The sequence below is a fragment of the Mycobacterium sp. IDUB_21 genome, from assembly GCF_055419425.1.
On the sequence record NZ_JBVAXQ010000003.1, the window covers coordinates 386,048 to 408,200 of the forward strand.

Consider the following 22,153-nt stretch of genomic DNA (forward strand, 5'->3'; position numbering starts at 1 on the left):
CTGAGGAATACTGTCAGCAGCACGATATTCCCTATATCGCCTGGAATTTCGAGCGTCTCAACGAGCGGTCGATGGAGATCGCCGAAACCCTCAAGGAGCGCGGCGTCGACGTCGCGATCCCGCTCTTCGAGGAGACCGTCGAGTGGGCGGGGGCCATCAACTCCGTCCTGCTGGACAACCCGCGGCTGCTCGGCCAAGCCATGTTGCTGCGGGACAAATCACTGATGAAGCGTCGTGCCCAGCTGGGCGGGATCCGAGTCGGCATCTTCGAGGAGGCCCACGACCGCGACGATGTGATCCGGTTCCTCAAGCGGGTGAACCAGACGCTGCTGAAGCTCGACGGGGACCCTAACGACCCCATCCACTTCAAGGCATTCGACAAGGCCGGCTGTCTGGGGCATCGGGTAATTCGTGCTCCCGACGACATCGACTCGATTCCCGATGAGGAATTTCCGGCTTTGATGGAGTCGCATCTCGACGGCTGGGAATTCGCTGTCGAGGCGTGGGTGCACAATGGAAAAATTCGCTTCCTCAACATTTCTGAGTACGTCACGCTCGGATATTCGGTATTCGTGCCGGCGTCGCCGGAATTGGAACGCTACCGGGCCCAGATCACCGCTCAGATCGAGAAGTTGATCAAGACGTTCGACATCGATTTCGGCTTCGTCCACCCCGAGTACTTCGTGACCAGCGATGGGGAGATGTACTTCGGTGAGGTCGCCTACCGGCCGCCGGGTTTCAAGGTCTTCGAACTGTTGGAACGCGTCTACGGGTTCAACGGCTATCAGGGCCTGGTGGTGGTGTTCGACCCCAAGACCACCGAGGAGGAACTCGAGGAGTTCTTCCCGCGCGAGGTCGTCGACGCCAAAGGGCACGCGGGCTGTTTCGGGGTATATCCACGCCGTCGGGTGGTCAGCACGCTGGCCATCCCCGAGGAGACCGAGGATCACCAATACTTCGAATCGCACGAACTCACCGCACCGCTCGAAGAGACTGTCACCAAGCGCACCGCATTCGGCACCCACTGGGGTCTGGTCTACTTCTTCGGTGAGGATCCGTATGAGATGCGGCGGTTGCTCAAGCAGCAAGAGGGGCTTGACTTCTACGTTTGACGCGGCGGCACGCACGTGAGGAACCCGTTGTGACTGCGAATTCACCGGAGGGCCAGACAAACGGTGACGTAGCGACCCTGGAAAGTCGTCTGGCAAGGCTCGACGACGCGACCGGGGCGCTGGCGGAGGCCGGTGTGATGGGCAAGCCGGAACGGCTGCGGCGTGTTCTGGACGGACTCCGGTTGGTGTTGCTGCAACCGGGAGGCTGCGCGGCGGTACAGGCCCGGACGGCGGCACTGGAGGAGGCCGGCCTGTTCCTCGGGACGGACTGGGCGTCACCACGCACGCTGTTGCCGGTGCTGACCACCGGCTCGCTGCGCAGCCCGAATCCTGACACCGTGGTGCTGGAGGCGGTCAACGAACTGCGTCTGCTCGCGGTCGCCAACGGCGAGTACATCCATCCGCTGATCACCGCAGAGCAGGCGCGGCACCATCTCGCGCAGGTACTGGCGATCAACCTGTCCCTGCTGTTGACCCCGCCGACCGAGGCGGAGCGCGAACTGCAGGGCCGGATGGCGCGGTTGACACGTGACCTGTTTCGCTACCTGGTCGACCAGGTCGGTTACGACGGCGTCCTCGACCGGCTGGTCGACGAGATCTGGCGGATTCTGCGGCAGCGGCCCATCCAGGTCGACCAGATCAAGGCGATGATCACCCAGATCTCGATCGTGCGCAGCGATCCGGACATTGATCTGGGCAGCGGTGCGGTGGGCACCGATCGGCTGATCACCAGCTTGTACGGCACCACCGACGGCTGTCGCGAAGACCCCGGGGTCCAGGTGTATCGCAGCCGGCTGGAATCGATGGACGAACCGACGCTGCAGTACGAGGCGGCCGGATTCGCGCGGTCGATGCACGACACCGGGCTGGTTTCGGCCTATCACGCAGTACTGCTGCGCTTCCTGGTGGAAAAGAGCGACTATCTGATCGGCGAGGCGCTGGGCCTGTCCAGCACCGGCCGCGACAGCCTGCTCTGCTTCCACGATCTGGTGCACAGCCTGATCTCGGGGGCGGTGCACGTCGAGACGGCCCAATGCATCTACGGGCTGGCGCTGCTGCTGGAACGCGGCATCCTCTACCAACCGCCGGTGGCGCCGTCGCTGTGGCGCCAGTTGGCACTGCCGGTCTCCAAGCAGTCCCGGGAGCGGCTTACCCAGGTGTTCGGACCTGCGCAGGACCCGCACACCTGGCTACTGGCGGGGACGTTGTCGATGCTCGGGCTGCCGCTGGGGGTGGGACAGGGTGACAACCCGACCTGCCAGGCAGCGCGTGCCCTGTCGATGTGGTCCTACAACGATCCGGACTATCTGCTTCAGACGATCACCTGGGCGGCGCGCGACGACGAAATCGTCATGCACTTCGAGGGGCAGCCGATCTCGTCGGGGAACAGCGCTGCGGGGGTGGCCGCGCACCTTCCCGTCGACCTCGATCCGGTGTCGTTGCTCGTGGTGCCGCATCTGGACCGCATCTACGCGGAGATGTTCCGGCGATGTGTAGGTCGGGAAGGCGACCCGCACAGGTGGGTCAATCCGGAGTTCCACGGGTGGTGGTCCGGGCGTGGCTTCCGGATCAACGTCGATGTCGCGACCGGCAATCTGGTTGACCTGGAAGGCTTTCTGCGGCACTTCTACGGCGCCTACCACCCGTTCTACAACGGAAATCAACCGCTCATCCACCCGCAGCCGGCCGGTATCGCCGTGACCGACAGCGCCGCCCGATTCGTCGGGTGGCATGCGATCACCGTGCTGCGGGTGAGCCTGGACCCCGAGGGGGCCATGCGGGTCTACTTCTACAACCCCAACAACGACAGTGGCCAGGACTGGGGCGACGGTGTGGTGGTGAGCACCGCCGGACACGCCGAACGCTTCGGCGAGGCGTCGCTGCCGTTCGAACAGTTCGCCTCGCGGCTCTACATCTTCCACTTCGATCCGCTGGAACCCGGTGAGCGGGCCGCGGTCACCCAGACCGAGTTGGATCGGGTACTGGGATATCTGCAGCGCAGCTGGGGTGGCGATCGAATGGTCGGGCTGGCTGCCATCCAGGCCTGAACCGTCAGGGTTCCAGCTCCGGCAGCACCCGCTCGACCAGCAGACGCAGGCTCTCCCACCCGTCCTCGAGAGGCAGGCCGCCGATCAGCGGATGCAGGGTCACGCCGGTCCGTCCGTTGCGGCACTGCGCGATGAGTTCGCCGGGGGTCAGCACTTCCACCGTGCCGGCCCGGCGCAGTTCGGCGATCGTGCTCGCCGGACGTTCGTTGGGGCGCGGCACGTCCGGCGCCGCCCACGAACTGTATTCGCGCGCCTCGGTGAGGAAGTGGTGACCGCAGCGGGCCCAGGTCCGCTCCGGATCGGTGCTCAGATGCGTGACGGTGTTGCCGTTTCCGGGGCTGAACACGAAACCCTGCTTGCCGTTGCGCGCCAGCTCATCCCGATACACCGCTTCGACGTCGGGCATCGGCATCGGCGGCGAGAACGGCAACCCGAAGCGGGCCGCCCGGCGGGCCGCCGCGATGCTCATCCCGCCGATGAACAACACCGGATGCGGCCTGCTGTACGGCTTGGGCGTCACGTCGACCAACTGGCCGCGGTAGTCGAACGGCTCATCGCCCCAGGCCTTGAACAGCACGGTCAGACATTCGTCCATCAGCCGTCCCCGTCTCCGGAAATCCTTGCCGGCGGCGTGGTATTCGGCTGGGCGATAACCGATTCCGGTGACGAAGCTGACCCGCCCGGCGGACAGGTGATCGAGGACCGCGATGTCCTCGGCCAGCCGTACCGGGTCATAGAGCGGCACCAGCAGCGCGCCGACGCTGATCCGGATGGTCTCGGTGCATCCGGCGACGGCGGCGGCCATCAGCAGCGGGGCCGGCAACCATCCGGTGGCCGCGAGATGATGTTCTTCGCAACCGATCGCGGTCAGCCCGTGGGCATCGGCGTAGGACGCCATCTCCAGTGCCGCCCGGTAGCGCTGGGCGTGCCCGGCGCCGGGCACATTGGTCATGTTCAGGCGCAGGGCGCTCAACAGCGGCATGGGACTGACCGGTCACCTCCTCCGGCGTCACCGTAGCGCATGTGATCAATCGACTGATTACGCCGCGGCCTCGTCGCTAGCCTAGGATCGTGACCGGCCCGTCGACCCGACTGCTGATCGATGGCGCGCTTCAGCCCGGTGGTGGGGGCACGTTCGACACCATCAACCCGGCCACCGAAGAACCTCTCGGGCAGGCCGCGGACGCCGATGCCACCGACCTGGACCGCGCCGTCGCCGCCGCCAGGACAGCCTTCGACTCCTCGGACTGGTGCTGCGACACCGCGTTACGGGTGCACTGCCTTCGGCAACTGCGCGACGCACTCAACGACGAGATCGAAAGCCTGCGTGAGATCACCATCGCCGAGGCCGGCGCCCCGCGGGCGCTCACCTACCACGGCCAACTGCAGGGCCCGGTGGACGACCTGGAGTTCCCCGCCGCCACCGCCGAAAGCTATCCCTGGGCCGTGGACTTCGGCGTGGCCGCCCCGCTGGGCATCCCGACCGCACGCACCCTCGTGCGAGAGCCTTTCGGGGTGGTGGGGGCCATCACGCCGTGGAACTTCCCGCATCAGGTCACCTTCGCCAAGCTCGGACCGGCACTGGCGGCCGGGAACACCGTCGTTCTCAAGCCGGCGCCCGACACTCCATGGTGCGCAGCCGAAGTCGGCCGGATCATTGCCGACAAGACCGACTTCCCGCCGGGGGTGGTGAATATTCTCACCGCGGCCGACCACCGCATCGGAGCCCGGCTGGCCGAGGATGCCCGGGTCGACGTGGTCTCCTTCACCGGCTCGACCGCGACCGGCCGCTCGGTGATGACCGCTGCCGCGCAGACCATCAAGAAAGTCTTCTTAGAACTCGGCGGCAAGTCGGCATTCGTGGTTCTCGACGACGCCGACCTGGCCCGCGCGTGCACCGCGGCGGCATCGACGGTGACGACCCACGCCGGGCAGGGCTGCGCGCTCACCACCCGTCTGCTGGTGCCTCGCGACCGCTACGGCGAGGCGCTCGACGCGGTGGCCGCGGCAATGGCCCGGATTCCGGTGGGAGACCCCAGCGACCCGAAAACACGGTGTGGACCGCTGATCTCGGCTCGGCAGCGCGACCGGGTGCAGTCCTATCTGGACCTGGCGATCGCCGAAGGCGGAACGTTTCACTGCGGCGGCGGGCGGCCCGCCGGCCTGGACCGCGGTTTCTTCATCGAACCGACGGTGATCGCCGGGCTGACCAACGACGCCCGGGCGGCCCGCGAGGAGATCTTCGGCCCGGTACTGGTGGTACTGGCACACGACGGTGACGCCGACGCCGTGCGGATCGCCAACGACTCGCTCTATGGGCTGTCCGCCACCGTGTTCGGCAGCGGCGGCCGGGCCGCCCATGTCGCCTCCCGGCTGCGGGCCGGGACGGTTAACGTCAACGGCGGCATGTGGTACTCCGCCGACGTACCGTTCGGCGGTTACAAGCAGTCCGGGATCGGTCGTGAGATGGGGCTGGCCGGCTTCGAGGAATATCTGGAGACCAAGGTGGTGGCGACCGCGGTCACCGGGACGGAGTGTTGATGGCCGGTCCTCCCGACCCCCAGGTGCTCGCGGCGTTGCTGGCGATGCGAGAAGGCGCCGACGCGGTGCCGCCGCCGGCGGTCGGTGACGTCGCCACCCGTCGCCGCACCGCCGGTCACATGTTCAACCAGGCGCTGGCGTCGCGGCAACCGATCAGCGGCGTTGAGGTGCAGGAGTTCTCGCTGGATTACGACGGCGGGACGCTTCCGTTGCGCTGGTACCGGCTGGTCGGCGCCGATCAGCCCGGCAGTGCGGCGCTGTATCTGCACGGCGGCGGGATGATCCTGGACTGGGGACGCCTCGGTGGGCTCTACGACGAGGTGGTCCGCAGCTATGTCGCCGCGTCGGGGGTGCCGATGCTGGTGGTCGATTACCGGGTCGCCCCGGAATTCCCGCATCCGGTTCCGCTGCAGGACTGCTATGCGGCACTGCGCTGGCTGGCCGGGCACTCCGCCGAGCTGGGCGTCGATGCGTCCCGGCTGGCCGTGATGGGCGACAGCGCCGGCGGGGGACTGGCGGCCGGGGTGTGCCTGCTGGCCCGGGACCGGGGCGGGCCGGCGATCGCAGCCCAGCTGCTGATCTACCCGATGCTCGACGACCGGACCGGTGGTGGCGATGCGGCGGGTGGCACGCTGCTCACCTGGAGCTACGACGACAACGCCACCGGCTGGGGCGCGCTGCTGGGCGGCGGCGACGCAGACGGGTACGCCGCGCCGGCCCGCACCGATGACCTGGCCGGCCTACCGCCGGCCTATCTCGATGTCGGCGACCTGGACATCTTCGCCGGGGAGGACGTTGCCTTTGCGCAGCGGCTGATCGCCGCGAGCGTCCCCGTCGAGCTGCACGTGTACCCGGGTTGTCCGCACGGGTTCGATCTGCTGGTGCCCGATGCCGATGTGTCGCAACGGGTTATCGCAAACCGGGTGCGGTATCTGGCGTCGCTGTAATATCAAGTCCAGCGTTGGAGAGATAGCTATGACAGTCTCGGAACGGCCTGCTCGGGCTCCATCCGATACCCCCGGGCAATCCGCGGCGGTAATCCGCCACTGGCCCACACGTTCGGGGTCATAGTGGCCTACGACGCGCAGCTGGCAGCCCGCGTGCGGGAGATATTTGCCGATGGCCCACCGGTGCTCGAAAAGGCGATGTTCGGAGGTTTGGCTTTCCTCGTCGCCGGCAAAATCGCGATCGCCGCCAGTGCTGACAGCGGCTTGCTGGTCCGCGTCGGTGCCGCACGCGCAGAACAGCTCTTGAGAACCACTCCTGCTCAACCCATGGAGATGGGCGGGCGAACCATGCGCGGCTGGGTCCACGTCGATGGCGAGCATCTGGGCTCGCGGCGTCGGCTCGCCGAATGGATCGACATCGGAATCGCCGCCGCAACAAGCGCGTAGAACAACGCGCCCCCGATGGCGGTCGCCACGGCTGCCCGAATCGACTGATTGCTTATATGCTGAGCGGGTTGCTGGGCAGTTGGTGATCCGGAGGTGCCTCGATCGTGACGGACGGCCAGGATTTCCAAGGCGCAGCCTTTGATCCGAATGCCCTGCGGGACAAGTACACCCGGGAGCGTCAGCGACGCCTGCGGAACGACGGCATCGACCAGTACGTCGAGGTGCGAGGTCGCTTCTCCCGATTTGCCGAAGATCCGTGGGCCGACCCGGGGTTCACCCGGGAGCCGCTGTCCGATGCGGTCGACGTCGCGATCGTGGGCGCAGGCTTCGGTGGACTGCTGACTGGTGCCCGGTTGCGCGAGCTCGGGGTGCAGAGCATCCGGCTGATCGACAAGGCGGCCGACGTCGGTGGCACCTGGTACTGGAACCGGTATCCGGGCATCGCCTGTGACGTGGAGTCCTACGTCTACATGCCGCTGCTGGAGGAACTCGGCTACGTCCCGACCGAGAAATACGCCAAGGGACCGGAGATCTTCGCGCACTGCCAGCGAATCGCCGACCACTACGACCTGTACCGGGACGCCTGCCTACAGACCGAGGTGCTCGAAATCCGTTGGGACCCAGCGATAACACGCTGGCTGATTTCCACCAACCGGGGAGATGTGATCCGGGCCCGATTCGTGTCGATGGCGAACGGGTACCTGCAGAAACCGAAGCTGGCTGGTATCCCGGGAATCGACGAATTCGCCGGCCGGACCTTTCACACCAGCCGCTGGGACTACGACTACACCGGCACACAGTTGCAGCAGCTGGGCGACCAGCGGGTCGGGATCATCGGAACCGGTGCCACGGCGATTCAATGCGTGCCGCGGCTGGCCGAGGCGGCAGGGCAGCTGTACGTATTCCAGCGCACTCCGTCCACGGTGGACGTGCGGGGTAACCGTTCGACCGACCAGCAGTGGGCGGCAGAGTTGGAGCCCGGCTGGCAGCGGCGCCGCATGGAGAACTTCCAGATCCTCACCGCGGGCGGTCACGCCGACGAAGACCTGGTCGACGACGCGTGGACCAGCCTCACCAAGAAGTTGCCGATCGTCAGCGGAGACGGGGCAGTCGACCAATCCACCCGCGCAGAGCTCGCCGACTTCGCCAAGATGGAGGAGATCCGCGGCCGCGTCGACGCGCTGGTGACCGATCCGGCCACTGCCGAAGCATTGAAACCGTGGTACGGCTACTTCTGTAAACGGCCCTGCTTCCACGACGAATACCTGCAGGCATTCAATCGCGACAACGTCACCCTGGTCGACACCCGGGGCCGCGGCGTCGAGCGGATCACCAGTGCCGGCGCCGTGGTCGACGGCACCGAATACCCTTTGGACTGCCTGGTTTTCGCCACCGGATTCGAGGTGGGAACCGACTATTGCCGGCGTACCGGATTCGAAGTCATCGGCCGGGACGGTGTGACACTGACCGACAAGTGGGCCGACGGGGTACGTACCTTCCACGGGCTGCACGTCAGCGGCTTCCCGAACTGCTTCATCGAGAGCATCGCCCAGTCCGGGTTCACCGTGAACTTCCCCTACCTGATCGACACCCAGTCCAGTCACGTGGCCTGGGTGATCGCCCGGGCGCTGCAGCAGGGGATCACCGCGCTGGAGGCCACCCCCGACGCCGAGCAGGGCTGGGTCGACGGTGTGGTGCAGCGCTCCGGTGTCATCGCCGGCCGGCGTGAAACGTGTACGCCCGGCTACTACAACCGCGAGGGCCAGGCCAACGCGAGGCTGCGCCAAGACAGCTTCTTCTTCGGCAGCCCCACCGAATACGCCGACATCCTGGGCCAGTGGCGGGAAGCCGGGAGCTTGGACGGGCTCGAGGTCACCAGCTAGCGGCGACGAATGTCTAGAGGCCGAAGTCGATGACGCCTCTGACCAATGCGCCGGCGGCCAGGTCTGCGTACGCCTCATTGATGTCGTCGAGCCGGTAACGCTTGGTGATCATCTCGTCGAGCTGCAGTCGGCCCGCCTCGTAGAGCGTGGCCAACATCGGGATGTCGGTGCGCGGGTTGCACGACCCGAAGACGGTGCCGCACAGGCTCTTGTTCATCAGCATGAGATCCTGCGGATCGAGACCGGTCCGGGTGCCCTGCACTGACATTCCGGTCAGCACGCAGGTGCCGGACTTGCGAGTCAGGCGCAGCGCGTCTTCGACATCGGAGTCGGTGACGACCGACGGGGACACCACCACAACGTCGGCCATCACCCCGCGGGTCAGGTCGGTGACCACCCCGAAAGCCTCGGCCGCGCCGGCCGCGGTGTGGGTGGCGCCGAATGCCATTGCCGACTCTCGTTTGAATGCCACCGGATCCACCGCGACGATCTGGACCGCCCCGTTGATACGGGCCCCCTGTACCGCGGCCATGCCGATGCCGCCCACCCCGATGACCACCACCGTGTCTCCGCCGCGCACCCCGCCGCGGTACGCCGCCGAGCCGTATCCGGTCGGTGCCGCGCAAGCCAGCAACGCGGCGGGCAGCAGTGGCAGGTGCGGCTCGATCTTGACCAGCGAGGCGGCAGAGACGACGGTGTGCTCGGCGAACGCGCCGATCTTCGACACATGGGCGAGGTCGCAGCCATCGCTGCCGTGGTGCCGGAAGGTGCCGTCGGTAGGCATACCGGGCAGCATGGTGCCCGCCCCGGCATCACAGATGTACTCCATGCCTGAAGCGCACCAACGGCATTGACCGCATACCGCGACGAAAGACGTCACCACGTGATCGCCGGGGGCCAGCCCGGCAACACCGTCACCGACCGCGACGACCACACCCGAGCCCTCGTGGCCGCCGATGGTCGGGGCCATGGGGGCGTGCTGCGACGGCGCGGCCAGATGGCCCTGGCGGATGTGTTCGTCGGAATGGCACAAGCCCGCCGCCGCCATCTTGATCAGGACCTCGCCGGCGCGCGGCGGATCGAGTTCGAACTCCTCGAGCGACCAAGGGGCGCCGTAGCTGCGCAGGATCGCGGCGCGGCTTCTCATCCCCGGATGCCCGCGGGTCTTGACGGCCACCAGATCCGGTCGCCGATCAGCGCGAACAACGCCGGGATGACCAGCGTGCGGACCACGAAGGTGTCCAGCAGGATGCCGACCCCGACGATGATGCCCAACTGGGTCAGCACGATCAGCGGCAGCACACCGAGCACGCAGAACACCGCGGCCAGAACTATGCCCGCGCTGGTGATCACCCCGCCGGTGGCGGCGACCGCGGCCACCATGCCTTCGCGGGTGCCGTGTTCGGCGCTCTCCTCGCGGGCGCGGGTCACCAGGAAGATCGTGTAGTCGACGCCCAGGGCGACCAGGAACAGAAACGCGAACAGCGGGGTGCCGTTGTCCAGGGCGGGGAAACCGAACAGATGGATACTGGCCCAGCCACCCAGGCCGAGTGCGGCCAGCGCGCTGAGCACGGTCGCGGCGACCAGTATCGGCGGGGCGAGCGCGGCGCGCAGCAGCGCGTAGAGCACCACCAGAACCACTGCCAGGATCGCCGGGATCAGCACCCGACGGTCACGGTCTGCGGCGTCGCGGATGTCGAGCGCCTGGGCGTCGGCACCGCCGACCAGTGCACCGGGGTCCGCGACGCGGACCGAATCCCGCAGTTCCGTAACGGTGTCGAATGCGTGGGCGGTCGACGGTGCGGCGTCGATCACGACAGACCACCGGGTCTTGCCGGCCGGCGACAGGCCGGTGGGAACCGCCGATGTCACCCCGGGCACCCGGGTGATGGCATCCCGGAGCTTTGCCGTGCGGGCGCTGGACCCGATGACGACCGTGGGGTCGGACGCGCCGCCCGGGAAGTGCTCGGCCAGGGTCTGAAAGCCGGTCACCGAGTCGGCGCGAACCCGGAACTGCTCGGTTTGCGAAAGGCCGATCCGGGTGCCGAGCAGCCCGGTTGTCAATACCCCCAGCATCACCACCGCGACCGCGCAGATCGGGGCCGGCCGGCGGCCCACCGCCTCGGCGACCCGGCGCCAGCGGGTGGTCGTCGAATCTTCACCGATCCGGGGAATGAACGGCCAGAAGACGTTTCGTCCGCACAGCGCCAGCAGCGGCGGGAGAACGAGCAGTACGAACACCGCGGCCACCACCAGCCCGCAGGCCGCGCAGATTCCCAGGCTGCGAGTGCTCGGAATGCTCGCCGCGATCAGCGTCAGCAGAGCCAGCACCACGGTGGCGTTGCTGGCCACAATCGCCGGACCGGCAGCACGCACCGCGGCGCGCAACGCGCTGCGGTGATCTGCGGACTGGCGCAGCTCTTCGCGATACCGGGAGATCAGCAGCAACGCGTAGTTGGTACCGGCGCCGAACACCAGGACGCTGGTGATCCCCGATGTCGAGCCGTCGAAGGTGACCCCGGCCGCGTCGGCGACCACGGCGCCCACCACGGTGGCGACCCGGTCGGCGAACGCGACGACCAGCAGCGGCAGCAACCACAGCACCGGTGAGCGGTAGGTGACGATCAACAGGAGTGCGACCACCAGCGCTGTCACTGCCAGCAGGGTGATGTTGGCGCCGGTGAAGGCATTGGCGATGTCGGCGCCGAAAGCGGGCCCGCCGGTGACGTGGGCGGCCAGTGGGCCGGGCAGCCGGTCGGTCACCGCCGACCGCAGTGCCTGCACCGTGTCGCGAAGTTCGAATCCGGACAGCGAGCTGCTCAACGGCGCGGTGGCGATCGCTGCTCTGCCGTCTCCGGAGACCCGCACCACACCGGGCGTGCCGGTTCCCGGCCGGGCGGCCCGCTGCATGCGGGCGTCCGCCTGTTGGATCGCCTCGAGGTCGTCGGTGCTCAGCGCTGCGCCGTCATCGCGGGTGACGACGAGGATCGCCGTCGCCCGATCGCCCTCGGGGAAGCCGCGCTGCGCCGCGGCGACCGCAGCGGACTCCGAGGATCCGGGCAGCAGATCCGGTGATGCGCTGGCGTCGGCATTGTGTCCGCCCAATGCCATCAGCGCGGCGGCAGCCAAGAGGATCGCGAGCGCCACCAGCCACGAACGACGGTGCGTGACTACGGCGGAGGTGCGGCCCCACACGGCGATGGCTACCGGTCGGGCAGAGCGTGCTCGATGATCGGCCGGCGCGGCTGCGGTTCGCGCTCGCGTCGCTTGGCGGCCAGGTACACCTGCGCGGTCTCGTCGGCGACGGTGTGCCAATCGAAGTCGGCGCTGAGCCGATCCCGGGCGGCCACGGCGCGGCGCTGCGCCGCGGTCGGGTCATCGAGCACCGTGCAGACCGCCGAAGCCAGGGCCGGCACGTCGCGCGGCGGGCAGGACATACCGGTTTCGCCGTCGATCACGGCCTCACCCAGCCCGCCGACGTTCGACACCACCAGCGGGGTTCCGGCGGCCGCCGCCTCCAGTGCGGCCAAGCCGAACGGCTCGTAGTGGCTGGGCAGCACCGCGGCGTCGGCGCAGTGAAGCAACGCCAACAATTCCTCGTGGTCCAGCCGCCCTACGAACCGGGTCGCCTTGAGCACCCGGTGCTTTCGGGCGCATTCGATCAGCCAGTCCTGCTGAGTGCCGTCACCGGCGATGGTCAGCGTCGTCCCCGGGTGAGCCCGGCGGATCCGCGGCAGCGCCGCGATGGCGTCGTGTACGCCCTTCTCGTATTCGAGCCGCCCGACGAACAGCAGCTCCGGCGGGCCGGTCCGGGGCCGGCGGTGAGCGAACGGCCAACGAGCGGCGTCGATTCCGTTGCGGATCACGGTGGTTTCGGCCAGCCCCGGCCCGAACAGGTCGATGATCTCGTCACGCATGGAGGCCGAACAGGCGATCAGCGAATCGGATTCGCGGACCAGCCAGGATTCCGCTGCGTGCACCTGACGGCTCAGCCGGCCGGAGACCCAGCCGGAATGCCGCCCAGCCTCAGTGGCATGGATCGTGGAAACCAAAGGCACATCATAGAATTCGGCCAGCGCGATTGCCGGGTGCGCCACCAGCCAATCGTGGGCGTGCACCAGGTCGGGACGCCATAACGTCTGGCCGCCGTCGATCTTCAAAGACAACCCGGCGCGCACCATGGAGTGACCCATCGCCAGCGTCCAGGCCATCATGTCGTCGCCGAAGGAGAACTCGTGCGGATCCTGGGCCGCGGCGACCACCCGCACGCCCTCGCTGATCTCGTCCGAGGACGGATGCGTGCTCGGGTCGGTGTCGGAGGGACGCCTGGCCAGCACCACGACGTCGTGCCCGGCGGCGGCGAGCGCGGTGGACAGGTGGTGGACGTGCCGACCCAGCCCACCGATCACCACCGGCGGGTATTCCCACGAAACCATCAGGATCTTCACGTGGCTGGTCCTCGTCGTTGAGGTAGAGGGGTCACCGTGGCAGCCTACGGGCATCCAGTGCGCCGAACAGACCGTCGGCCCGATTCCAGCCCTCGGCCAGCCGTTCGGCCGCTTCGCGATGCCCTGATGCCAACGCGTCGGCGATCTCCCTGGTGGCGTGGGCGTGCAGCTGCGCCCGGTAGCGGGCGTAGTCGGCGGCGGAGTCCTTGCTCACCATGAACGGCCAGTCACTGGAGACCGTCAGCAGCGCCTCCCGCAGGATCTGGTCGGCGACCCGGTCGCGCGGGGTCGGGCCCGACGGCGCCGCGGACTGGGCCAGGGCCTTGTCGACGGCGCCCAGCGCGGTGTCGACCACCTCGGTGTTCAACTGCACCAGGTCGGCGACCTTCTCGCCGGACCACACCTGCCAGTCCTTGCCCGAACCCCATGAGCCGGGCGGCAGTTCGACGGCGTCGCCGACGAACCCGTCGCTGATCGCGTCCGACAGGGTGCCGACGCGAACCCCGGCCTCCGGCAGCGCCCGCAACACCCGGGCCAGCCACAGCGGTCCCTCGTACCACCAGTGGCCGAACAGCTCGGTGTCGAAGGCGGCGACCACATGGGCGGGCCGGCCGATCCGCTCGGATTCGTCGCTGAGCCGGTTACGGACGACCTCGACGAAATCGGCGACGTGGGCGTCGACGGCGGCCTCGGCGCGCTGCGGGTCGTACGGCGCCTTGTGCTCGGGGTCGACGTTGCGGCCGGTGACCCGGGACGGCTTCAGTCCGGTGCGGTGGTCATAGGTATGAAAATCCCGGTAGGAGCCGTGCCCCGGATAACCGGATTTCGGCGACCACACCCGATAGCTGACCTGCAGGTCGCGGCCGAACGCGATCACGTCCGTCTCACCGACCGGGCGGCCCAACGCGGTGTCGCCGTGTAGCGAGGGACCGTCGACCATGAAGTGCGAAATTCCGGCGGCGGCGTAGCCGTGCTCGAGGCCCGGCGCATAGGCGCATTCCGGCGCCCAGATCCCGGTCGGGGTGTAGGCCAGCCGCGCCCGGGCGTCGGCCAGGCCCTCGCGCAGCGCGAAGTCACGCAGTCGCGGTGCCAGCAGCGGCTGGAACGGGTGGGCCAGCGGACCGCCGAGCAGTTCGACGGTGCCGGCCTGCGCCAGTTCGCGCAGCAGCGGGCTGGCCCCGTGGCGCCACAGCAGCGCGAACTCGTCGAGAGCCTGCTCGGCCGCGGCGCACTCGTGGCGGCCGAAGGCGCGTAGATCCGGCAGGGTGGTGGCCTGGGTGGCGCGCAGTTGCCAGTTCGCCAGCCAGTGGTGCATGCCGTCGAGGCAGTACGGGTCGTCGAGTTGGGCGGCGACCACCGGCGTCATCCCGAGGGTGAGCAGGTTCCGCCGGCCCTCGGCGGCCAGTGTCCGCAGCACCCGCATCAGCGGCAGGTAGGCCGCCGACCAGGATTGGTAGAGCCACTCCTCGCCGACGGGCCAGCGGCCGTGGTGGGCCAGCCACGGTAGGTGGGTGTGCAGCACCAGGGTGAACATCCCCGGTACCGAAGGCCTTTCGCTCACGGCCGCACCGCGATCGCGACCAGATCCAGGCTGTCATCGATATGGCGGTTGATGTGACCGTCGCCGGCCTCGATGATGTCGAAGTCGGCGGTACGCACCGCCGCGACGTCGCGGGTCAGATCCTCCGGCCACGGCGCATCGGCCAGCGCGCGTTCGATCTGGGCGTCGATGATCGAGCCGCCGTGTCGAACGTCCATCTCGCGCAGAGCCGGCCCATGAAAAACCCCGTAAACGCCGTCCATGACGAATCCGCCGTCGACCAGCAGTTCGGTCAGCTCGGCGGCGTTGAGTTCGCGGGTGTGGAACGGGTTGATCGGGGTGTCGCGCCCGGGGGAGAAGGTGATGCGGTTGGGGGTGGAGATCATCAGCAACCCGCCCGGTCGCAGCACCCGGGCGCATTCGGCAATGAACTGGGCCTGGTCCCACAGGTGCTCGATGACCTGGAAATTGACGACGATGTCCACCGCTGCATCTGGTAGCGGCAACTCGGCCAGATTCCCCTGGATCGCCTCCACCCGCGGATAGCGGGCCCGCACATGCGCCACCGCGGCGTCGTCATAGTCCAGGCCGATCACCCGGTGTGCCACGCCGGCGATCAGGTCGGCGCCGTAGCCTTCGCCGCAGCCGGCCTCGAGCACGTCCAAACCGGCGCATCGCTGCGCCAACTGTTGGTAGACGACCTCATGGCGGCGGAACCAGTAGTTCTCGACGTCGAGGCCGGGAATGGTGCGTTCCCCCGTCAGCATCAACGTGGTGTCTGCGGGGGAATCGGGACCGTCAGTGGATTTCATTGCACAGGCAGGCTAACGCGAACCGCACGGTCCCCGAACCGGCTACCCCGCAGCGGCCCTATCACGACCCGCTACGCTGTACACGCGAACCGCTCTAAGTTACTCATCAGTAACATGATTGTGCGGCTGCGTGAATCGTGACCCAGTCTTGTGGCCGGCCGCTGCAAGACCCCTTCGAGGAGGACGAACCACACTCATGACGAACATCGTGGTCCTGATCAAACAGGTCCCAGACACCTGGTCGGAGCGCAAGCTCACCGACGGTGACTTCACGCTGGATCGTGACGCCGCCGACGCCGTGCTCGACGAGATCAACGAGCGGGCCGTCGAAGAGGCGCTGCTGATCCGCGAGAAGGAAGGCGCGGAGGGAACGGTGACCGTGCTGACCGCCGGTCCCGAGCGGGCCACCGAGGCGATCCGCAAAGCGCTGTCGATGGGGGCCGACAAGGCCGTGCACCTGCTCGACGACGGCATGAAGGGGTCCGACGTCGTGCAGACCGGCTGGGCGCTGGCCCGGGCGCTGGGCGCCATCGAGGGCACCGAGCTGGTCATCGCCGGTAACGAGTCCACCGACGGTGTCGGCGGCGCGGTTCCGGCGATCATCGCCGAGTACCTGGGTCTTCCGCAGCTGACCCACCTGCGCAAGCTGACCGTCGAGGGCGGCAAGGTCACCGGTGAGCGTGAGACGGACGACGGGGTGTTCACCCTGGAAGCCTCGCTGCCCGCGGTGGTGAGCGTCAACGAGAAGATCAACGAGCCGCGCTTCCCGTCCTTCAAGGGCATCATGGCCGCCAAGAAGAAGGAAGTCAGCGTGCTCACGCTGGCAGAGATCGGTGTGGAGGGCGACGAGGTCGGTGTCGCCAACGCCGGCTCCAAGGTGACCGCTTCGACGCCGAAGCCACCGAAGACCGCTGGCGAGAAGGTGACCGACGAGGGCGAAGGCGGCACCAAGATCGCCGAGTACCTCGTTGCCCAGAAGCTCATCTAAGCGATCCCCGGACTTAGAGAAAGACGAAGACAAACTATGGCTGAAGTACTGGTGCTCGTTGAGCACGCCGACGGAGCGCTGAAGAAGGTCAGCTCCGAACTGATCACCGCCGCGCGTGTGCTCGGCGAACCGTCCGCTGTCGTCGTCGGGGGCCCCGGCGCCGCCGCCCCGCTGGTCGACGGGCTGAAGGAGGCCGGCGCCGCCAAGATCTATGTCGCCGAGTCCGACGTGGTGGAGAGCTACCTGCTCACCCCGACCGTCGACGTGCTGGCCGCGCTGACCGAATCGGCGACCCCGGCCGCTGTGCTGCTCGCCGCCAGCGCCGACGGCAAAGAGGTGGCCGGTCGGCTGGCGGCCCGGATCGGATCCGGTCTGCTGGTCGATGTGGTCGAGGTCAAAGAAGGCGCGAAGGTGGTGCACTCCATCTTCGGTGGCGCCTACACTGTCGAGGCCGAGCCCACCGGCGACACCCCGGTGATCACCGTGCGGGCGGGTGCCGTGGAGCCGGCCCCGAGCGCCGGCGCCGGTGAGCAGGTCACCGTGGAGGTGCCCGCAGCGGGCGAGAACGTCACCAAGGTCACCTCGCGTGAGCCCGCGGTGGCCGGTGACCGTCCGGAGCTCGCCGAGGCTTCCATCGTGGTGGCCGGCGGTCGTGGTGTCGGCAGCGCGGAGAGCTTCTCGGTTGTCGAGGACCTGGCCGACTCGCTCGGTGCGGCCGTGGGCGCCTCGCGTGCCGCGGTGGACTCGGGCTACTACCCGGGTCAGTTCCAGATCGGCCAGACCGGCAAGACCGTCTCGCCGCAGCTGTACATCGCGCTGGGCATCTCCGGCGCGATCCAGCACCGGGCCGGCATGCAGACGTCCAAGACCATCGTGGTGGTCAACAAGGACGAGGAAGCGCCGATCTTCGAGATCGCCGACTACGGCATCGTCGGGGACCTTTTCAAGGTCGCCCCGCAGCTGACCGATGCGGTCAAGGCCCGCAAGGGTTAATTTCTTCTGCGTGAGCAGTAGACGCAACAGCCCCCGTTTCGTACACGAAACGGGGGCTTTTGCTGGGGGTACCTCCCGCTTGCGGGGGACTGGTCGTGGGCTGGTCGGCAGGGATGCCGAGCAGGCGCAACTGCAGGACCTCCTCACGCGGTCCCGCGCCGGCGACGGCCAGGTGCTGATCCTGCGGGGCGAGGCCGGTGTCGGCAAAACTGCGTTGCTGGACCACCTCGCCGAGACCGCGACCGGGTTCCGGGTGATCGGCACCGCCGGGGTGGAGTCCGACATGGAACTCGCCTTCGCCGGCCTGCAGCAGCTGTGCGTCCCGGTGATGGATTGCGCCGATGCGCTTCCCGAGCCGCAACGCGAGGCGCTGCAGATCGCCTTCGGGCTGAAGTCAGGTCTCGCCCCGGACCGCTTTCTGGTCGGCCTGGCCGTGCTGGGCCTGCTCGCCGCGGCTGCCGGCGAGCGCCCGGTGCTGTGCCTGGTGGACGACGCCCAGTGGCTGGACCGGGTAACCGCGCAGACGTTGGGCTTTGTGGCCCGCCGCCTGGTGGCCGAACCGGTCGCGCTGGTATTCGCGCTACGCGAGCCGGTCGACGCCCTGACCGGCCTTCCGAGGCTGGTGCTACGCGGACTCGGCGACGCCGACGCCCGCGAGCTGCTGGCCTCCGCCGTCACCGGCCGCATCGATGTGCAGGTGCGCGACCGCATCGTCGCCGAGACGCACGGTAATCCGCTGGCGCTGCTGGAGTTGCCGCGGGGGCTGTCGGCGGCCGAACTGGCCGGCGGCTACTACCCGCCCGACGTCCAACCCGTCGCCGGCCAGATCGAACAGCATTACCTGGTCCAGGTCCGGTCGTTGCCCGACGACACCCAGCGGTTGTTGCTGCTGGCCGCGGCCGAGCCGCTGGGCGACCCGACATTGCTGCTGGCCGCCGCACAGCTGCTCGGCCTGCCGACGGCGGCCCTGGCGCCGGCCGAAGCGGCGGGGCTTCTCGAAACCGGCCCGCGGGTGCGGTTCCGTCATCCGCTGGTGCGTTCGGCCGTCTACCGTGCGGCGCAGCACGATGAGCGCCGGCAGGCCCACCGTGCCCTGGCCGAAGCGACCGACTCGGCGCACGACCCCGACCGCCGCGCCTGGCACGCCGCACACGCCGCGGCGGTACCGGATGAATCGGTGGCCGCTGAACTGGAACACTCCGCCGGGCGAGCCCAGCTTCGTGGTGGAACCGCCGCCGCAGCAGCGTTTTTGAACCGGGCCACCGAACTGACCCCGGACGCCGCCCGGCGCGGCGCCCGCGCCCTCGACGCGGCCGAGGCGATGCGCGCGGCCGCCGATCTCGACACGGCCGGTCAGCTGCTGGCCACCGCCGAACTGGCGCCGTTGGACGATCTGCAGCGCGCTCGGGTGGCACGCATGCGCGCGCAGTTGGCGTTCACCCGTGGCCGCGGCGGCGGCGAAGCGCCCGGACTGGTCGACTCGGTGCACCAATTCTTTCGTGCTGCAAGTGGTTTGGAGCCACTGGATGCGGCGATGGCACAGGAGACGCTGCTGGAAGCGGTCAGCGCGGCGATGTACGCCGGCCGGCGGTTTGGGGCCGATGTACGCGAACACGTCACAGCGACGCTGTCCGCCGGACCGGATGTTGACCCGAACCGGCCGTCCGAGTTGCTGCTGCGGGCCCTGACCACCCGAATCAGCGCAGGGAGCGCCGCCGGCGTGGCGCCGATGCGTGCGGCTGTTGCGGCGCTGATCCCCAGAACCTGGTCATGGCAGGCGTTTCCGGTCGGATACGAAGCAGCCGTGCACGATCTGTGGGACGACGAAGCCTGGCACCGGATCGCCACCGACGCAGTCCGGGTCGCCACCGGCACCGGTGCGCTCGCGGCCTTGCCGATGGCGCTGACGACTCGGGCCGGTGTCCATGTCCAGGCCGGCGAGTTCGCAGCGGCCCGGGTGCTGATCGCCGACGCCGGCGCCATCGCGGCCGCCGCCGGCCAGGCGCCGGTGAGCTACCACGCGCTGGCACTCGCGGCGTGGGCCGGTGAGGAAGCGGAGGCCGTCGCGCTGATCGACGCCGCCACACGCCAAGGGGCCGCGCGCGGGGAGGGACGGGTGACCGCGCTGGCCGGCTATGCCGGGGCGGTGCTGCACAACGGCCTGGGCCGCTACCAACTGGCATACGAAGCGCTGAGCCGGGCGTGCGAATACGAGGATCTGGGGCTTTACGGGTGGAACCTGGCGGAACTGGTGGAGGCCGCCGCGCGAACCGACCAGCACGCCGTAGCCGCCGACGCGCTGGAGCAACTCGACGACCGAACCCGGGCCGCCGGAACCGATTGGGCGCTCGGGGTGCGGGCCCGGTCCCGGGCGCTGCTCAGCGACGGCGACGCCGCGGAAGGCCTCTACGCCGAGGCGATCGAACGGCTGGGACGAACCCGTATCGCCGTGCAGCTGGCGCGCACCCACCTGCTCTACGGGGAGTGGCTGCGCCGGGAGAACCGCCGCACCGACGCACGGACCCAACTCCGGCTCGCGCATGCGATGTTCAGCGGCTTCGGGGCGCAGGCGTTCGCCGCGCGCAGTCACCGGGAGCTGCAGGCGACCGGGGAGAAGGTCCGCAAGCAGCCTGTCGCCGCGGGCGACGCGTTGACCGCGCAGGAAAGGCAGATCGCCGAGCTGGCCGGCGCGGGCCTGACCAATGCCGAGATCGGTGTGCAGTTGTTCATCAGCGCGCACACCGTCGAATGGCACCTGCGCAAGGTGTTCGCCAAGCTCGGCATCCGGTCGCGCCGCGAACTGCGTGATGCTCCGTGGCGCGGGTGAGACTACGGACTTTCCGGGGTACACCCACGGCTTCTCCGGTGCCAATGTGAAGGGAGCGTAAACGGCAAACGGAAGGTCTGAAAGACATGAAAATCACTGTGATGGGCGCCAGCGGGCAGATCGGCTCGAAGGTGGTCGCGCTGTTGGCCGCCGCGGGGCATGAGCCGGTGGCGGCGTCGCGCGACACCGGCGCCGACGTGCTCACCGGCAAGGGCCTGGTGGAGGCACTGTCGGGCGCCGACGTGCTGGTCGACGTGGTGAACTCGCCGAACTTCGACGATGACCCGGTGATGGACTTCTTCACCCGTTCGGCGACCAACCAGGTGGCGGCCGCCAAGGCGGCCGACGTCGGCCACTACGTGGCGCTGTCGATCGTCGGTTGCGACACCCTGCCGGACAGCGGCTACATGCGCGCCAAGGTCGCCCAGGAACGGATCATCACCGAATCGGGGCTGCCGTACACGATCGTGCGCGCCACCCAGTTCCACGAGTTCGCCGAGGCGATCACCGCGTCGCTGACCGTCGACGGCGTGGTTCGGGCCCCCGAGGGGCTGATCCAGCCGATCGCCGGCGCCGACGTGGCCGCCGCGGTGGCCCGGGCCGCCCAGGCGGCGCCGGTCGACGGCATCGTCGAGGTCGGCGGGCCGGAGAAGATGACCTTCGCCGACTTGGCCGCGGTGGCGCTGGCCCACCGCGGTGAGACCCTGCCGATCGTCGTCGACCCGGAGGCGGTCTACTTCGGCACCAAGGTCGGCGACACCGGGCTGGTCACCGGCGCTGAGGCGACTTTGGCTCAGACCCGCCTGGCGGACTGGCTGGCGACGCAGTGAACGAACTTGCCGGCCAGACCGCACTGGTGACCGGCGGGACCGCGGGCATCGGGCTCGAGTCCGCACGGCTGCTCGCGCGGCACGGCGCCGCGGTCATCATCACCGGCCGGTCCGCTGACCGCGGCGCCGCAGCCGCCGCCGAGCTGGGCGCCGGCGTGCGGTTCGTGGCCGCCGACCTGTCCGACCTCGAATCGGTGAACGACCTTGTCCGGCAATGCGGCGATGGCGGCGTCGACATCCTGGTGAACAACGCCGCCAGCTTCCCCGGCGCGCTGACCATCGAACAGGACGTGTCATCCTTCGAGTCGACGTTCGACACCAACGTGCGCGGCGCCTACTTCCTGGTCGCGTCCCTGGTGCCGGCGATGCTGCGGCGCGGTTACGGCAGCATCGTCAACGTCACCAGCATGGTCGCGTTCAAGGGCGTCCCCGGTGCGTCGAGCTACAGTGCGTCCAAAGCCGCGTTGGAATCGCTGACCCGCACCTGGGCCGCCGAATTCGGACCGCAGGGTGTGCGGGTGAACAGCGTCGCGCCCGGCCCGACGGCCACCGATGGGGTGGTCGCCGAGTGGGGCGACGTCAACGACGAACTGGGCCGGACGCTTCCGCTCGGTCGCACCGCGCACGCGACCGAGATCGCCGAAGCCGTCTTGTTTCTGGCCTCCCCGCGCTCCAGCTTCGTCACCGGCTCGACACTGCACGCCGACGGCGGCGGCGCCGCCGCCTGAGCGTTGGAG

At 68.7% G+C, this 22,153-nt stretch carries 17 protein-coding genes; 11 read left to right on the forward strand and 6 right to left on the reverse strand.

Going from position 1 to position 22,153, the window contains the following annotated elements; all coding sequences use genetic code 11:
• Window positions 1-71 precede the first annotated feature (71 nt).
• A complete protein-coding gene (locus ACZYY4_RS07125; RefSeq protein ID WP_463808996.1) occupies window positions 72-1,112 on the forward strand; it encodes an ATP-grasp domain-containing protein in 1,041 nt (346 codons plus the stop codon).
• Between the two features lie 137 nt (window positions 1,113-1,249).
• On the forward strand, window positions 1,250-3,160 hold the full coding sequence (locus ACZYY4_RS07130; protein WP_463808997.1) for a hypothetical protein: 1,911 nt from the start codon (window positions 1,250-1,252) through the stop codon (window positions 3,158-3,160).
• 4 nt (window positions 3,161-3,164) lie between these two features.
• On the opposite strand, the gene ACZYY4_RS07135 is transcribed toward ACZYY4_RS07130, so the two are convergent.
• Window positions 3,165-4,142 carry an LLM class flavin-dependent oxidoreductase gene (locus tag ACZYY4_RS07135; RefSeq protein ID WP_463808929.1) on the reverse strand — a complete coding sequence of 326 codons (978 nt, stop codon included), beginning with the start codon at window positions 4,140-4,142 and terminating at the stop codon, window positions 3,165-3,167.
• Between the two features lie 89 nt (window positions 4,143-4,231).
• On the opposite strand from ACZYY4_RS07135, the gene ACZYY4_RS07140 reads away from it, so the two are divergent.
• The 4 genes from ACZYY4_RS07140 (at window position 4,232) to ACZYY4_RS07155 (ending at window position 8,978) form a co-directional block, all read left to right on the forward strand.
• Complete coding sequence (locus tag ACZYY4_RS07140; protein ID WP_463808930.1) at window positions 4,232-5,701, forward strand: aldehyde dehydrogenase; 1,470 nt, start codon at window positions 4,232-4,234, stop codon at window positions 5,699-5,701.
• Window positions 5,701-6,648 (forward strand): alpha/beta hydrolase, encoded by a 948-nt coding sequence (locus tag ACZYY4_RS07145; protein WP_463808932.1) that lies wholly within the window; start codon window positions 5,701-5,703, stop codon window positions 6,646-6,648. Before ACZYY4_RS07140 ends, ACZYY4_RS07145 begins: the two co-directional genes overlap by 1 nt.
• A gap of 123 nt (window positions 6,649-6,771) precedes the next feature.
• Window positions 6,772-7,095, forward strand: a complete 324-nt coding sequence (locus ACZYY4_RS07150) for a TfoX/Sxy family protein (RefSeq protein WP_463808934.1) — start codon at window positions 6,772-6,774, stop codon at window positions 7,093-7,095.
• Window positions 7,096-7,199: 104 nt separating this feature from the next.
• Complete coding sequence (locus tag ACZYY4_RS07155) at window positions 7,200-8,978, forward strand: flavin-containing monooxygenase (protein WP_463808936.1); 1,779 nt, start codon at window positions 7,200-7,202, stop codon at window positions 8,976-8,978.
• Window positions 8,979-8,991: 13 nt separating this feature from the next.
• Here the strand turns inward: ACZYY4_RS07155 and ACZYY4_RS07160 are convergent, their stop codons facing one another.
• The 5 genes from ACZYY4_RS07160 to ACZYY4_RS07180 are packed head-to-tail and all read right to left on the reverse strand — an operon-like array spanning window position 8,992 to window position 15,778.
• Window positions 8,992-10,125 carry an NDMA-dependent alcohol dehydrogenase gene (locus ACZYY4_RS07160; protein WP_463808937.1) on the reverse strand — a complete coding sequence of 378 codons (1,134 nt, stop codon included), beginning with the start codon at window positions 10,123-10,125 and terminating at the stop codon, window positions 8,992-8,994.
• Window positions 10,122-12,173 (reverse strand): MMPL family transporter, encoded by a 2,052-nt coding sequence (locus tag ACZYY4_RS07165; protein WP_463808939.1) that lies wholly within the window; start codon window positions 12,171-12,173, stop codon window positions 10,122-10,124. Before ACZYY4_RS07165 ends, ACZYY4_RS07160 begins: the two co-directional genes overlap by 4 nt.
• An 8-nt stretch (window positions 12,174-12,181) precedes the next feature.
• Window positions 12,182-13,426 carry a glycosyltransferase family 4 protein gene (locus ACZYY4_RS07170; RefSeq protein ID WP_463808940.1) on the reverse strand — a complete coding sequence of 415 codons (1,245 nt, stop codon included), beginning with the start codon at window positions 13,424-13,426 and terminating at the stop codon, window positions 12,182-12,184.
• 31 nt (window positions 13,427-13,457) lie between these two features.
• Window positions 13,458-14,960, reverse strand: a complete 1,503-nt coding sequence (locus tag ACZYY4_RS07175; protein ID WP_463808998.1) for a 1,4-alpha-glucan branching protein domain-containing protein — start codon at window positions 14,958-14,960, stop codon at window positions 13,458-13,460.
• 23 nt (window positions 14,961-14,983) lie between these two features.
• Window positions 14,984-15,778 (reverse strand): class I SAM-dependent methyltransferase, encoded by a 795-nt coding sequence (locus ACZYY4_RS07180; RefSeq protein WP_463808941.1) that lies wholly within the window; start codon window positions 15,776-15,778, stop codon window positions 14,984-14,986.
• 196 nt (window positions 15,779-15,974) lie between these two features.
• Here ACZYY4_RS07180 and ACZYY4_RS07185 point away from each other — a divergent pair, with 196 nt between their 5' ends.
• The 5 genes from ACZYY4_RS07185 (at window position 15,975) to ACZYY4_RS07205 (ending at window position 22,144) form a co-directional block, all read left to right on the forward strand.
• Window positions 15,975-16,766 (forward strand): electron transfer flavoprotein subunit beta/FixA family protein, encoded by a 792-nt coding sequence (locus ACZYY4_RS07185; protein ID WP_463808942.1) that lies wholly within the window; start codon window positions 15,975-15,977, stop codon window positions 16,764-16,766.
• 36 nt (window positions 16,767-16,802) lie between these two features.
• Window positions 16,803-17,759 (forward strand): electron transfer flavoprotein subunit alpha/FixB family protein, encoded by a 957-nt coding sequence (locus tag ACZYY4_RS07190; protein ID WP_463808943.1) that lies wholly within the window; start codon window positions 16,803-16,805, stop codon window positions 17,757-17,759.
• Between the two features lie 79 nt (window positions 17,760-17,838).
• Window positions 17,839-20,586: a helix-turn-helix transcriptional regulator gene (locus tag ACZYY4_RS07195; RefSeq protein ID WP_463808944.1), complete on the forward strand. Its 2,748-nt coding sequence runs from the start codon at window positions 17,839-17,841 to the stop codon at window positions 20,584-20,586.
• Window positions 20,587-20,672: 86 nt separating this feature from the next.
• Window positions 20,673-21,416, forward strand: coding sequence for an SDR family oxidoreductase (locus tag ACZYY4_RS07200; protein ID WP_463808945.1), 744 nt, complete (start codon window positions 20,673-20,675; stop codon window positions 21,414-21,416).
• Window positions 21,413-22,144 (forward strand): SDR family NAD(P)-dependent oxidoreductase, encoded by a 732-nt coding sequence (locus ACZYY4_RS07205; protein ID WP_463808946.1) that lies wholly within the window; start codon window positions 21,413-21,415, stop codon window positions 22,142-22,144. The genes ACZYY4_RS07200 and ACZYY4_RS07205 overlap by 4 nt, the downstream gene beginning before the upstream one ends.
• The last annotated feature ends 9 nt before the right edge of the window (window positions 22,145-22,153 follow it).

What these genes read in the sequence shown, in the direction of transcription:
- ACZYY4_RS07175 (WP_463808998.1), bottom strand. Translation starts at nt 14,960, where the DNA reads ATGTTCACCCTGGTGCTGCACACCCACCTACCGTGGCTGGCCCACCAC.
- ACZYY4_RS07190 (WP_463808943.1), top strand. Translation starts at nt 16,803, where the DNA reads ATGGCTGAAGTACTGGTGCTCGTTGAGCACGCCGACGGAGCGCTGAAG.
- ACZYY4_RS07160 (WP_463808937.1), bottom strand. Translation starts at nt 10,125, where the DNA reads ATGAGAAGCCGCGCCGCGATCCTGCGCAGCTACGGCGCCCCTTGGTCG.
- ACZYY4_RS07180 (WP_463808941.1), bottom strand. Translation starts at nt 15,778, where the DNA reads ATGAAATCCACTGACGGTCCCGATTCCCCCGCAGACACCACGTTGATG.
- ACZYY4_RS07200 (WP_463808945.1), top strand. Translation starts at nt 20,673, where the DNA reads ATGAAAATCACTGTGATGGGCGCCAGCGGGCAGATCGGCTCGAAGGTG.
- ACZYY4_RS07135 (WP_463808929.1), bottom strand. Translation starts at nt 4,142, where the DNA reads ATGCCGCTGTTGAGCGCCCTGCGCCTGAACATGACCAATGTGCCCGGC.
- ACZYY4_RS07145 (WP_463808932.1), top strand. Translation starts at nt 5,701, where the DNA reads ATGGCCGGTCCTCCCGACCCCCAGGTGCTCGCGGCGTTGCTGGCGATG.
- ACZYY4_RS07185 (WP_463808942.1), top strand. Translation starts at nt 15,975, where the DNA reads ATGACGAACATCGTGGTCCTGATCAAACAGGTCCCAGACACCTGGTCG.
- ACZYY4_RS07130 (WP_463808997.1), top strand. Translation starts at nt 1,250, where the DNA reads ATGGGCAAGCCGGAACGGCTGCGGCGTGTTCTGGACGGACTCCGGTTG.
- ACZYY4_RS07125 (WP_463808996.1), top strand. Translation starts at nt 72, where the DNA reads ATGGAGATCGCCGAAACCCTCAAGGAGCGCGGCGTCGACGTCGCGATC.